This window comes from Rhizobium sp. P38BS-XIX, from assembly GCF_012641435.1.
In the GTDB taxonomy this organism is placed as follows: domain Bacteria; phylum Pseudomonadota; class Alphaproteobacteria; order Rhizobiales; family Rhizobiaceae; genus Rhizobium.
On record NZ_JABAIJ010000014.1, the window covers coordinates 66212 to 78906 of the forward strand.

General features: G+C 59.4%; 11 protein-coding genes. 6 read left to right on the forward strand and 5 right to left on the reverse strand.

Annotated features, from left to right (window positions below):
* From HGP17_RS29795 to HGP17_RS29810, 4 genes are all read right to left on the reverse strand, one after another.
* Positions 1 to 1071 (reverse strand): ABC transporter ATP-binding protein, encoded by a 1071-nt coding sequence (locus HGP17_RS29795; RefSeq protein WP_168814924.1) that lies wholly within the window; start codon positions 1069 to 1071, stop codon positions 1 to 3.
* 9 nt (positions 1072 to 1080) lie between these two features.
* Positions 1081 to 2163: an ABC transporter ATP-binding protein gene (locus tag HGP17_RS29800; protein ID WP_168814926.1), complete on the reverse strand. Its 1083-nt coding sequence runs from the start codon at positions 2161 to 2163 to the stop codon at positions 1081 to 1083.
* A 707-nt stretch (positions 2164 to 2870) separates the two neighbouring features.
* Positions 2871 to 3158, reverse strand: coding sequence for a hypothetical protein (locus tag HGP17_RS29805; protein ID WP_168814928.1), 288 nt, complete (start codon positions 3156 to 3158; stop codon positions 2871 to 2873).
* A gap of 111 nt (positions 3159 to 3269) precedes the next feature.
* A complete protein-coding gene (locus tag HGP17_RS29810; protein ID WP_168815083.1) occupies positions 3270 to 4127 on the reverse strand; it encodes a LysR substrate-binding domain-containing protein in 858 nt (285 codons plus the stop codon).
* An 89-nt stretch (positions 4128 to 4216) separates the two neighbouring features.
* Here HGP17_RS29810 and HGP17_RS29815 point away from each other — a divergent pair, with 89 nt between their 5' ends.
* Together HGP17_RS29815 and HGP17_RS29820 are read left to right on the forward strand one after the other, a co-directional pair.
* Positions 4217 to 5527: an aspartate aminotransferase family protein gene (locus HGP17_RS29815; protein ID WP_168814930.1), complete on the forward strand. Its 1311-nt coding sequence runs from the start codon at positions 4217 to 4219 to the stop codon at positions 5525 to 5527.
* Between the two features lie 535 nt (positions 5528 to 6062).
* The gene (locus HGP17_RS29820; RefSeq protein WP_168814932.1) at positions 6063 to 6425 is read left to right on the forward strand and encodes a hypothetical protein; all 363 of its coding nucleotides are present in this window, start codon (positions 6063 to 6065) and stop codon (positions 6423 to 6425) included.
* Between the two features lie 48 nt (positions 6426 to 6473).
* On the opposite strand, the gene HGP17_RS29825 is transcribed toward HGP17_RS29820, so the two are convergent.
* The gene (locus HGP17_RS29825) at positions 6474 to 7139 is read right to left on the reverse strand and encodes a YiiX/YebB-like N1pC/P60 family cysteine hydrolase (RefSeq protein ID WP_168814934.1); all 666 of its coding nucleotides are present in this window, start codon (positions 7137 to 7139) and stop codon (positions 6474 to 6476) included.
* A 220-nt stretch (positions 7140 to 7359) separates the two neighbouring features.
* Here HGP17_RS29825 and HGP17_RS29830 point away from each other — a divergent pair, with 220 nt between their 5' ends.
* From HGP17_RS29830 to HGP17_RS29845, 4 genes are all read left to right on the forward strand, one after another.
* Positions 7360 to 8109: an SDR family oxidoreductase gene (locus HGP17_RS29830; protein ID WP_168814936.1), complete on the forward strand. Its 750-nt coding sequence runs from the start codon at positions 7360 to 7362 to the stop codon at positions 8107 to 8109.
* 185 nt (positions 8110 to 8294) lie between these two features.
* The gene (locus HGP17_RS29835; RefSeq protein WP_168814938.1) at positions 8295 to 9155 is read left to right on the forward strand and encodes a MurR/RpiR family transcriptional regulator; all 861 of its coding nucleotides are present in this window, start codon (positions 8295 to 8297) and stop codon (positions 9153 to 9155) included.
* 277 nt (positions 9156 to 9432) lie between these two features.
* Entirely contained in the window at positions 9433 to 11622 is a 2190-nt protein-coding gene (locus tag HGP17_RS29840; RefSeq protein WP_168814940.1) for a TonB-dependent siderophore receptor, read from the forward strand.
* Positions 11623 to 11745: 123 nt separating this feature from the next.
* Positions 11746 to 12690, forward strand: coding sequence for an ABC transporter substrate-binding protein (locus HGP17_RS29845; RefSeq protein WP_246704287.1), 945 nt, complete (start codon positions 11746 to 11748; stop codon positions 12688 to 12690).
* Positions 12691 to 12695: the final 5 nt, after the last annotated feature.

The following is a 12695-nucleotide window of genomic DNA, read 5'->3' on the forward strand; positions in this document are numbered from 1 at the left end:
TCAGGCTCCCATCTCGATGCGCCAGGAGTCGGCGTAGATATTGATGCCGGCGGGGTCGAAGGCGATGTGCGGTTCGGCTGGCACGGTCTGGTCCTCGCCGATGACGGCGACGATGTCCTGGCCGTCGAGCTTGGCGCGCACCACCTTGCGGCGGCCGAGATCCTCAACCTTGGTCACGGTGGCGGGCATGCCCTCGCGGCCGATGCGAACGAATTCGGGGCGGATGCCAAGCTCGGAGCGGCCGGCGCCCTTGGCCTGCGGCGCACCCGGCAGCGCGATCGTGCGATTGCCGATCCGCGCGCTGCTGCCCTCGATCTCGACGGGCATCACATTCATGCCGGGCGAGCCGATGAAATAGCCGACGAAGGTGTGTCGCGGACGCTCGAACAGATCGTTCGGCGTGCCGATCTGCACGACTTCGCCATTGTACATGACCACAACCTTGTCGGCGAAGGTCAGCGCTTCGGTCTGGTCATGGGTGACGTAGACCATGGTGAAGCCGAAGCGACGATGCAACTGCTTCAACTGTGAGCGCAACACCCACTTCATATGCGGGTCGATGACGGTCAGCGGCTCGTCGAACAGGATGGCGTTGACATCCGAGCGCACGAGGCCGCGGCCGAGCGAGATCTTCTGCTTGGCATCGGCCGTCAACCCGCGCGCCTTGCGGTGCGCGCTGTCGGAAAGGCCGATCATCTCGATGATCTCGTCGACCTTGCGCTTCACGTCTGCTTCCGGAACATGCCGGTTACGCAGCGGGAAGGCGAGATTGTCGTAGACGGTCATCGTGTCGTAGACGACTGGAAACTGGAAGACCTGGGCGATGTTGCGCTCCTGGGTCGAAAGACGGGTCACGTCCTTGCCATCGAACAGGATTCGGCCCTCGGAGGCCTGCACCAGGCCTGAGACGATGTTGAGCAGCGTGGTCTTGCCGCAGCCGGAAGGGCCGAGCAGCGCATAGGCGCTGCCGTCTTCCCAACTATGGTTGACTTCCTTCAGCGCGTAATCGGCTTCGGATTTAGGGTGATCGTTGTAGGCGTGCCGGATGTGGTCGAGATCGATGCGGGCCATTGTCCCTCCTCAGGCGGCTTGTTTAAGGGCGGGAGTGACGGCGGCGCCATCGGTGTCGAAGACCATGATGTGGCGCGGGTCGATATAGACGTCGATCGCGTCGTCGACATCGATGTCCTGAACGCCCTGGGTCAGCATGACCCAGCGATGCCCCGCAAAGTCGATATGAATGAAGCTCTCGGAGCCGGTAATCTCGGTCACCATGACCTTTGCCGGCGCGGCCACGGCCTCTGGCGTCTGAGGCGATAGCGCGAGGTGGTGCGGCTGAAATGCGATGGTGTAGCGACCATCCGGCTGGTTCTCGAGGCCTGTTGGGACAGGCAGGCGGATATTGCCGTCCAGCCCGAATTCGCGACCGCGCTTGTCGAGGATGATCGTGTTCAGCGGCGGGTCGGCGAAGGTAGTGGCGGTAATCAGGTCTTTCGGATTGCGGAAGACGTCGATCGTTGGGCCAAACTGCGTAATGCGGCCTTTCGAAAGTGTTGCGGTGTTGCCGCCAAGAAGCAGCGCTTCCGACGGTTCGGTCGTGGCATAGACGAAGATGGCGCCGGATTCCGCAAAGATTTTCGGCAGTTCGGCGCGCAACTCCTCGCGCAACTTATAGTCGAGATTGGCGAGCGGCTCATCGAGCAGCACTAGCCCTGCGTTCTTGACGATGGCGCGGGCCAGTGCCGTGCGCTGCTGCTGACCACCGGAAAGACTGAGCGGCAGGCGATCCAGAAAAGGACCAAGCCGCAGGATATCGGCGGCCTTCTTCACTTCCCGGTCGATGATAGCGGCACTTTTGCCGCTCAGCCGCATCGGCGAGGCAATGTTGTCGTAGACGGTCATGGCGGGATAGTTGATGAACTGCTGGTAGACCATGGCGACGTTGCGGCGCTGCACCGGCTGCCCGGTAACATCGACGCCGTCGACATGCACCGTGCCCGTGGTCGGCTTGTCGAGGCCGGCCATCAGCCGCATCAACGAGGTCTTGCCGGCAAGCGTCGGGCCGAGAAGCACGTTCAATGTGCCGCGCTGCAATGTGAGGTCGGTTTCCGCGATATGCGTTTCGCCGCCAACCGACTTCGATACGCCCTTGAGTTCAAGCACGATACGTTCCTTCCATGCGCCGCGGTTTGATGCCGCCACGAGGATTTCGAAAACTGAATTGTTCGGGTTCGGCCTAGCCCTTCCGGGCGCCGTCTGCTGTCGAGGCTATGGTCGCGAGAGGCTTTGCATCGATCGACTTGCGCAGGCTTTGTCGCAGTAAAAACCGCGATGCGCGAAACGGACGGCGACGCGGTTCGTTGAACGGCGCTGCCTGACAAATTCCATGCGACTCTGATGTCTGGACAATGGTTCCTCCCCCATTCCGATTTGCACCCCTCACGCGAAAACCGAAACTAGAAAAACGATAAATGAAGATAAAGGAATGTCAAACGAAAACTCATCGCGTTTCAGTTTCGCTTCATAATTCGCAACTTTTGACTGGCGAAGGCGGTAGCCGACAACCCGATGTTATCCAATCGTTGCTCTGGAAGAGGGCTGCTTGTGTGCTTCTGCAAAGCGGCCAAAGAAAGTGCGATCAGGCGTCGCGAGTGCGTCTGCCATTCAAGAACTGCGGTCGAATTTTCGATATTTGCCGATGGATGCCAGAGATCCGATCGCCGACGCCGAAAGGCGAGGCATCCTATAATCGCGGATCAGAATTCTCCGGCATGGCGAAGCGTGCGCGCAACCGCCTCAATCAGCCGGATGCACGCTTGTCGCGCTTTCAAATGTCGCCCTTATATGGGAGGGGCGCTGTAGACGGAGCTTTACTTGTTCTTCAAAAGCCAGATCTTGCCGGCCATGGTGATGGCGTACGCGTCGCTTGCGGCATCGTCGTTGAGGTGGAGGCGTTCGAGAAAGCCGAGCTCGCTCAATTCCTTGAGCGTCTTATCGCTGACGGATTTGATTTTCTGGGGCCGCTCTTTCCAGCGATCGTTCTTCGCATAGGTCACCGTCGCGTTGAGGTGCGTCCACTTCTTGGGAGATTGGGGATGCAGGTCCCCTTGCTGCGCAAGCTTTAGTCCCGAGATTTGCGATGGTGCCAGTTCAGTCATGAAGGCGAGTCTCCTTAGCCGTTGTATGGGGCGCACTTAACACAAAAAAGAAGGTTGTCTTCAAAAAACGCGCCGTCGCCGGTCGAGACCATCGCGCTTGTTTCCGACAAATCAAAGGCCGGGCAGCACCGCGCGGATGTGATCGCCGAGCGCTCGCGCAACGGAAGAGGGTCTCGCTTCAGCATATTCAAGCGCTATCCCGATCGTCGGAAGCGGCGGCAGCCCGGCCTGGATGATGTGTAGATCCGGTGGAACCGCTGTCCTTGTCAACACGCTGATCGCATGGCCGGAACGGGCAATCGCGATGAGCCCGGCAAGGCTGTTGCTGGCAAAAGCCACACGGTAACGCCGATTGATCGCTTCCATCGCGTCGCAGGCGGCCCGATAGTCCAGCGTCGTCGGCGCCGAGAGCGCCAAAGGAAGATTGGGGTGATCGAGAATGACGGGTTTGGCCGCGTTGGCGACCCAGACGAAATCTTCGCTCCGAAGGACTTCGCTGTTGACCGGATCGGCAACGGAGATAAGTGCCACGTCGATCTGCCGGCGCAGCAGCTGCGGGCGCAGCTCCGTGGTCGGGGCGCAGACCATGCGCAGCTCGACATCGGGGTGCCGAGCAAAGAAGCTTTTCAGAACACCTGGCAGAAAAGCGATCGAGTAGTCCTCGGGGCAGCCGAGACTGACGGAGCCCCTGAGGGTCGTCCCGTCCATTTCCGCCAGGATTTCGTCATGCCTTGCCAGAAGAAATTCCGCGTGTGCGAGTAATTTCTCACCGGCAGACGTCGGTCGAACACCCGATCCGCTGCGATGCAAAAGCGCCTGTCCGATCTGATCCTCCAGTCTTTGCATCTGCATGCTCAGCGTCGATTGGGTTCGCCCCACCTGCACCGAGGCAAGGCTGATGGAGCCGGTTCGGGCGATGACGGCGAAGTTTCTGAGCAATGTGAGATCGAGGTCGCGCAAGATATCAATTTTCCCAATATCGGAATGAAAGAATATCAATTTGCCTGAAATGACAAGTCTCGATAGCCATTGGTTTAGCGCCAACCAGGAGAAGCACGATGTCGCTGAATTCCGATCCCGCATTCTGGACCTCCGCCAACAAGCATCTGACGCGATACGGCCCGAGCTTTGAGAGTATTATCGTGGAGCGGGCGGAGGGCAGTTTCGTCTACGATGCGGATGGGCGCGCGATCCTTGACTTCACCTCCGGTCAGATGAGCGGCGTTCTCGGCCACACGCATCCCGACATTGTGGCGACTGTCGATCGGCAAATGCGAACCGTCGCCCATCTCTTCAGCGGTATGCTCTCTCGTCCGGTCGTCGATCTCGCCGCGCGGCTGGCCGCTCTGGCGCCGGGGCTCGACAGGGTGCAGCTGTTGACGACGGGCGCTGAATCGAACGAAGCGGCCATTCGCATGGCAAAGCTGGTCACGGGTGGTCATGAGGTTGTCGCTTTCGCGCAAAGCTGGCATGGGATGACGGGTGCTGCGGCTTCGGCAACCTACAGCGCCGGCCGGCGCGGCTATGGGCCTGCCGCTGCCGGCTCTCTGGTCATTCCCGCTCCGAACGCCTATCGCCCACGATTTACGCGGCCCGATGGCAGCAATGACTGGGAGACGGAACTGGACGATGCCTTCTCGCTCATCGACCGGCAGTCAACGGGCAATCTTGCGGCCTTCATCGCCGAACCGATCCTGTCGAGCGGCGGCATCCTGGAGCTTCCGCCGGGCTATCTCGCAGCACTCAAGCACAAGTGCGAAGAGCGCGGCATGCTGCTGATCCTTGACGAAGCGCAGACAGGTGTCGGTCGAACCGGGCAGATGTTTGCCTTCCAGCGCGATGGTGTGACGCCCGATATTCTGACGCTTTCGAAGACATTGGGCGCCGGTCTGCCGCTGGCGGCCGTGATGACGACCTCGGAGATTGAAGAGAAAGCCCATGAGCGCGGCTTTCTGTTTTATACGACCCACGTCTCCGATCCGCTTCCGGCGGCGGTTGGTCTGACGGTACTCGATGTGGTCGAGCGGGACGATCTGGTTGCCCAGGCAGTCAAGCGCGGAGAGCATCTCAGGAAGGGCCTCTTGTCGCTGCAGCAGCGTTTCGAATGCGTCGGCGATGTGCGTGGACGCGGTCTTCTTCTCGGGCTCGAGGTCGTCGCCGACAGACAGACCAAGGCGCCCGGTTTCGAGCTTGGTGCAAGGATCATGGAAGAGGCCATGCTGCGTGGGCTGAGCATGAATATCGTCAAGCTTCCCGGCATGGGCGGTGTGTTCCGTATCGCTCCGCCGCTGACGGTTTCGGAGGCGGAGATCGATCGCGGTATCGCCATCATGTCTGACGCCATCGCGTCCGCAAGCAAGGCAGGCTGATCGCGGCGCGAGTGCGGCATGCCCGGCAAATAGGGTCCCCAAAACTAAATTTATCATTTCGGTTGATTTTCGACCGAATTGGTATATTTTGCATTTTAGCCGCTGCTTCGGGGTGGGGCAGCGGCGCTCGACCCAAATTGTCTGAAAGAAACCATGTTGAACCAGCGTGCAAATATGTCCGTGCAATCGGCTTTCACGGGAGGTCGATTGTCCACGATATAGCCTCTGCCGCTCGCCGCAGACACGCTATTTGCGTCGGGACGTGCAGGGCAGGATTGCCAAATTTCGGGGAATGTCGTTGCGAATGCAGCCAGCAATCGGCTTGCTTCGCGTGGTCGTGAAAACAAGCATTCAGTGATCGGGCGGCGGCGCGATTCATACTCGTCATGAATATCGGTGGCAATGAGATCCGCCCTGCGCTGACGCGCCGGGCGTCGAAGGCGCCTGCGCGCTTTTGGGTTCAATCGTCATGAAACCTCGGGTCCAAAGCTTCGGCGATGGACCTCCCGTGCTCTTTAAGGACTGACCAAAGAAAATGAAACCAGTACTTATTTCTCTTCTTGCAGCCGCCGTTACCTTGTCCGGCTGCCAATCGCCGCAGCAGTCATTGGACAGCGCCTATGCCAGCTGCGATCGCATCGGGTTGCGCCCGGGTTCGATGGAATATCGACGTTGCACGCAAAATATTTACGCGGAGAATCGCCAGAAGTCGGATCAGGCGGCGGCAGCGGTCGCCGTCGGTGTGGCGGCTACGGCGGTTGGCGCCTATGCCATCTCCGAAGCCTCCAAGAAGAAGGATCGGAGGGATCGCGACCGGTATTATCCGGATCGCAGACGATACTATGACGATTATCCGCGGCGCCCCGGCTATCCCTATGGGACGCGGCCCAACTGGTAATCGCTTAGTGCCGGATGGAGAGGCTGTTCCTCAGCCGTCCGGCATCTCTCACAATGGATAATTCGAATAGATGAGCTTGAGATTTGGATCTTGAGCGATGCTGACCGGCGTGATCAGGTCCTGATCGAGAATGTGCCGGTAACATTGATCGAAATCGTAGCCGCGCTCGGTGCACTCACCGTCGCGTTGCCATCTCGATTTGACGAGCTTTTTGACAAGCATGTTGTCGATGTTGAGCGCCGATATTTTCTGCACTTTGCCGATCGCGATGCCGGCAGCCTTGTAGGCGAGATAGGGCAATTCGCTGCAGTAGATCGCATCGTTGTTGAACGAAAAGAACAGGTCGTAAGGTTTGCCGTAGAGAGTGCGGGCAAAGGATAGAAGCTGCTGCGCTTTTTCCGGTGTGAGGCGCGGATCGCGATAGATCGCCACGCGCCTGAGCACGCCCCGATTGGCCCAGACGTTCAGCGGGGTCTCCTTGACCTTCGCGCCGGCCTCGATGACGCTGACGACGCCGTGATCGTTCTTGATGATCCCCATATGCGAAAAGGCCGAGCCCGTGGCCAATATGATGGCGCTCGATTGGTTGCTGGTCGAAGTCTGGAAGATCAGGTCGCCATCTTGCAAGGCCGGATAATCGCCGCCCATCGCGGTGTAGATGATCGCGAGCAAGAGACAGACGCACAAGGTTGCGACAGCCATCAGTTTCTTCATCTTGTCCCCCACAACCGACCACGCCCTCGGTCGATCAATCGTATCGGGCCTGTGTTACGCCGAAACATGGCGGCCGAAAGGCGGCCTATAGAAACGAAAGAGGCGGATGCAATTCTCGCGTTTGTGGGAGCGCCCGGTGTGACAGTTGAAGGCATGAAACGGGTGGTTGAGCCGCCCGCTCGTCGCTTATCCGGGTATCCCCATCAAAAGGAGATCATCTATGGGCATGCTGCAGGATAAAGTCGGGATCATCACTGGTGCATCGTCGGGGATCGGCCGCGCTGCTGCGCTTCTGTTCAGCGCGCAGGGCGCTGCGCTTGTTTTGAACGCGAGAGGCGAGGCGGCTTTGGCTGACGTGGGGGACGTCATCCGCGCCCAGGGCGGGCAGGTTCGTATCGTGGCAGGCGATGCCGGTCTGCCGGAAACCCATGAGGCACTAGTCGCTGCCGCCGTCTCCGCGTTCGGCGGTCTCGATATTGCCTTCAACAATGCGGCGACCATCGGCCCGATCAAGCCGCTTGCCGATGTCTCTGTGGTGGAATGGCAGCAGACTCTCGGGTCGAGCCTGACCTCGGCATTCCTTGGCAGTCGTTGCCAGATCCCGGCCATGCTTGCGCGCGGCGGTGGCTCGTTGATTTTCACCTCAAGCTTCGTTGGCACGAGCGTCGGGCTTCCCGGCATGGCGACCTACGCCGCCGCCAAGGCCGGACTGATGGGCCTGGTGAAGGGCATCACTGCGGATTATGCGGCCCAGGGGATCAGGGCAAACGCTCTCCTGCCCGGTGGTACGGATACGGCGATGGCAGGGGACGAGGCGCAAAAGGAATGGGCAGCCGGTTTGCATGCCATGAAGCGCATTGCCCGGCCTGAGGAAATCGCTCAGGCGGCGCTTTTCCTCGCAAGTTCGATGTCGAGCTTCGTTGCCGGCTCCGCATTGTTTGCCGACGGCGGTAATGCCGCTGTGAAATAGCGATCCATGTTCTGCCGATCCGTCCAGGGATGGATCGGCGGCATATGATACGAAAACACTGCCCCATGGATGACGGATTAGGCGCACGCTCAGTTGCGAGTTGTGTGCCATTCCTGTTTTGCGGTTTCCCGCAGGCGAAGCCTCGGCTATGCAGGGAAAAAATGAATGACACAGGAAGCAGAGCAATGCAGTCGGAGTTGAACGATCGTTTCCAGCAGCATCGGTCGAAGCTCAGTCGGTCGGAGTTGGCCGTGGCCGAACATCTGCTTGCGATGCCGCTCGAGGTTCTGATCTTTCGCAGCGCCGAAGAAATCGCGTCCGAGACGGGCACAAGCGACGCAACCGTGATTCGAACGGCAAAACGTCTCGGCTTCACCGGCCTTCCGGAGCTCAAGAGAATTTGCGGCCGTTCGCTGGCGGCAACGACACCGCCGAGCAAGCGCCTGGAGCAGCGCTTTCGCGCGACAGGCAGCGATATGACGAAGATCGCCAGGCAGATGTTTGCTGCTGCCCAGGAGGCGCTGAAATCATCGGAAGGGCTTGCCGAAGGAGAGGAGCTCGGTCAGGCGATCGCGCTGATCGAGCAGGCCGATACCGTATGGAGCCTCGGCATCGGGACGGCCGAGGCCGTGGCGAAGCACTGTGCCGTCGGTCTTAGCAGGGCAGGCATTCGGACCCGGACATCGGGAGCCACCGGCTTTTCACTTGCCAACGAACTCGTCGATGTGCGCAGCGGCGACGCGATCATTCTCTTCCATGCCCTGCGCGATATGGCGGAATTGAAGCTCATCGCCGATCAGGGCAGGGCGAACGGCATCTCGGTCATTCTCGTCAGCGGTGTTCAGTTGCAGGCCCTGTATGCCGACAAGGTATCCGTGGTGCTTCGATGTGTCGGCGTGCCGACGAAGCTCGCAAGCTGGAACCTGAGCGCCATGGTGATCGCAGACATCCTTGCCTACGGGGTTTCTGTTCGAAACCCAGCTCAGGCGATCGAGGCGAAGGAGCGGCTCGCAACGCTGCGCCGTGGCGTCGGCTCGGCCGATTGATGTTAAAAACATGATTTTTTTGGTAATGTTTGTTTGAAATCTTCGCTACATTATTGTAGTGAGGCCGACAGTCACTATCGTCTCGTCGAAACCGTACCAAACATCATGACCCAGAACTTCCGTAAAAAGGCTCATCCGCGCCTGCGAGCGCCGCCGAAATACTGCGGCTGATCGCTCAGTCTTCTCCAGTCGAAATTTCGAACATCACATTGGCGCGCCAGGCTTGCCGGGCATGGCGAAAAATTACGCTTATCCAGCGATATCAGGGGAATATCCGATGAACATCACCACGCGGGCCATTAGGGCGGCCCTTCTTTCCAGTGTCGTGCTGACGCCGTTGCATGGCTACGCTCAGGAAGCCGGCAAGACCGCAACCGATGCTCAAAACGCTGGGGCAGCGGATGCGACGCAACTGGAAGCGATCACGATTACCGGCAACTGGCTTGATCAGCCCAATGCCGAAAAGGTCCTCAAGCATCCCGGCGCGCGAACGATCATCAGTCAGGATCAGTACGAGGCACGCGGCGCCTTCGATGTGCGCGATGCGCTCAACCAGGTGCCTGGCGTCCAGGTTCAAGATAGCAGCGGTACGGGCGGTAGCGATGTTTCCCTCAATCTCGGCGTTCGAGGATTGACGTCCCGTCTCTCGCCCCGCTCGACCGTGCTGATGGACGGCATCCCCTTGTCGTATGCGCCTTACGGTCAGCCGCAACTGTCGCTGTTTCCGCTAGTGCTTGGCAATGTCGATACGATCGACGTCGTGCGTGGCGCAGGCTCCGTGCGCTACGGTCCGCAGAATGTCGGCGGCATTATCAATTTCGTGACCCGGCCGATCCCCCAAGACTTCACCGCAAGCTTCTCGTCGGGGGCAGAGGCTGCCGGCAACGGCAATGTCAAGGCAACGCCGAGCTTCCTGCTTGGTGGTACGAGCGATAATGGCCTCGGCGGCGCTTTCCTCTATTCCGGTATCCACGGCCAGGGATATCGCGACAGCAACGACCGCAGCGATATCGACGACTTTATCCTGAAGGGCAAGTATGAGCTGTCCGACACGGATACGCTGAGCGCCGAGTACCATCACTATCAGGGCGAAGGCAAAATGCCGGGCGGCCTGACGACCGCCGAATTTACCGCCGATCCCTATCAGTCCACGCGCAAGTACGACGACTTTAGCGGACGCCGCAACGATGTCTCGCTGCGCTACCAGCACAATGACGGCGAGAACAATTTCGAGATTCTCGGCTACTATGTGAATTCTTTCCGCGGCAGCCATGTCGAACAGCAGGGAACTGGCGCGAGCGCCAACCTTTATCGTCTTACATCCGCACCGCGCGACTATGAGTATTTTGGTATTGAGCCACGATATTCACGCGTTTTCGACACCGGCGACATCAGCCACGAGGTAACGGTCGGTTATCGTTTCCTCTGGGAGCAAAGCTCCGAAGTCGCGGCGAGAACCGCCTACTACAATCGCGCCACCGGCATCGATCCCTACAGTCTCTCGATGAATACCTACCAGACGAGCGATGGCGGCACGACCGCGCATGCTTTCTATATCGATGACAAGATCGAGATCGGGGATTGGACGATAACGCCCGGCGTTCGCTACGAAATCATCAGCACGCATAATGACGTCACCAATCTGGCCAGCGGTGTTGTCACCAGCACTATCTCGCCGTCGATCGACGCCCGCGAGCTGCTACCGACGATTTCGGCTTCCTACAAGCTCAATGATTCCTGGAGCGTCTTCGGCAATGTCGGCGTCTCGTTCGGTCCGGAGCAATATAGCCAGCTCGCATCGACGACCGACGGCCTGCATCCCGAAAAGGCAACCACCTACGAACTCGGCACGCACTACGAGGGCGATAGCTGGAAAGCCGAGCTGACGGCGTTCTACATCGATTTCGACAAGGAACTCTATCTCAGCCGCAGCATCGTCGGTGATGGCATGTGGACCGATCTTGGAGCGACCAAGCATCAGGGCATCGAGGCGGCGGCACAATATGATCTCGGAAGCCTGACGTCGGCATTGGATGGCATGTCGGTCTATGCCAACTACACCTTTACCCAGGCGACGTATGAGGCTGGTGCATTCAAGGGCAAGGATCTGCCCTTCTACTCGCGTAATTTCGGAACGGTCGGTGCCAGCTATCGCTACGATGACTGGGTCCTCAACGCCGATGTGACGGCGCAATCGAAGCAGCGCTCGCCCGGGACTGCAACGGATGGCGCAACATATGTCACAGAGGAGGATGCGACCGGTCGTCTCGGTGATATCCCGGGCTACGGTATCGTCAATCTGCGCGTGGCCTACCAGCCGGAAGACAAGAAGAACGCGCCGAAACTCGCGTTCGGCGTCAAGAACCTGTTCGACAAGGTCTACTTCACGCGGTCGACCGACAACAATGGCGGCAAGTTCGTCGGCCAGCCGCGCACCTTCTTCGTCAATGCGTCTATTGCCTTTTAAAGGCTTGCTTTGGCCGGCATTCGCGATCATGGATGCCGGTCACTTAACAAGAGTAAAAAACTCTGCTTAAGGTGCCGCCCGATGTCAGGGCGGCCATCGAACGTTACGGGACCGAGCATTTCAATGCTGCAAAAACATCTGTCACGGCGGGATCTGCATAAGCATATGGCCCGCGCCCTTGCGGTTTTGCTGGCGTCGCCGGCAGGCTTTCGTGCGGCTGCGGCAATGGCCGCCCAAAGCAGACAGATTGCCCATCTGCTCGGCACGACCAAAATCGACGGCATGCCTTCGCGCGTCGTTGCACTCGAATTTTCGTTCGTCCAAGCGCTCGATGCGCTCGGTGTCGTGCCCGTCGGCATCACGGACGACAATCAGGCCAAGCGCATCGATCAGCTGCTCGGCAAGCATATCGATTACAGCTCCGTTGGGACGCGACTGGAGCCGAACCTCGAACTCGTCAGCGCCTTGATGCCGGATCTCGTCATCGCGGACGAGACGCGTCATTCTGCCATCTATCAGCAGCTGGGTGCGATCGCGCCGACGATCGTGCTGAACAGCTGGGAGGGCGACTATGCGACCATCAAGGGTTCGGTCGTCGTGATTGCCGATGCGCTGGGAGACAAGGCGAGGGGCGAGAAGGCCATCGCCGACCACGAGGCGACCATTGCCGGCCTTGCGGCCAAAATTCCCGCAGGTGAGAAGCGGCGCTTCCTGCTTGCGGTCGCTACACCGGATTCCATGAGCCTGCACACATCCTCGTCCTTCACCGGATCGGTCTTCAAGGCCATCGGTTTGACGCCTGCTGTCGAATCGTCGAAGGCGGTTGAGAGCGGCGCCGGGCTGGAGCGCCTGATCGCCATCAATCCTGACGTGCTTCTCGTTGCCACCGATGCCGGCGGCACCGTGCTCGATCAGTGGAAAAGCAATAGCGCCTTTGCCAATGTTGCGGCGGTGAAATCAGGCAAGATCTTCGAGGTCGATCGCAACCAGTTCTCTCGCTTCCGCGGGTTGAAAACGGCGGAAATGATCGTCCGCGAAATCCTCGCAAAGGTCTATGATGCCGGGTAGACGCG

Coding starts and splice junctions, on each gene's coding strand:
- HGP17_RS29830 (WP_168814936.1), top strand. CDS start 7,360: ATGGGCATGCTGCAGGATAAAGTCGGGATCATCACTGGTGCATCGTCG.
- HGP17_RS29845 (WP_246704287.1), top strand. CDS start 11,746: ATGCTGCAAAAACATCTGTCACGGCGGGATCTGCATAAGCATATGGCC.
- HGP17_RS29805 (WP_168814928.1), bottom strand. CDS start 3,158: ATGACTGAACTGGCACCATCGCAAATCTCGGGACTAAAGCTTGCGCAG.
- HGP17_RS29825 (WP_168814934.1), bottom strand. CDS start 7,139: ATGAAGAAACTGATGGCTGTCGCAACCTTGTGCGTCTGTCTCTTGCTC.
- HGP17_RS29815 (WP_168814930.1), top strand. CDS start 4,217: ATGTCGCTGAATTCCGATCCCGCATTCTGGACCTCCGCCAACAAGCAT.
- HGP17_RS29835 (WP_168814938.1), top strand. CDS start 8,295: ATGCAGTCGGAGTTGAACGATCGTTTCCAGCAGCATCGGTCGAAGCTC.
- HGP17_RS29795 (WP_168814924.1), bottom strand. CDS start 1,071: ATGGCCCGCATCGATCTCGACCACATCCGGCACGCCTACAACGATCAC.
- HGP17_RS29840 (WP_168814940.1), top strand. CDS start 9,433: ATGAACATCACCACGCGGGCCATTAGGGCGGCCCTTCTTTCCAGTGTC.
- HGP17_RS29820 (WP_168814932.1), top strand. CDS start 6,063: ATGAAACCAGTACTTATTTCTCTTCTTGCAGCCGCCGTTACCTTGTCC.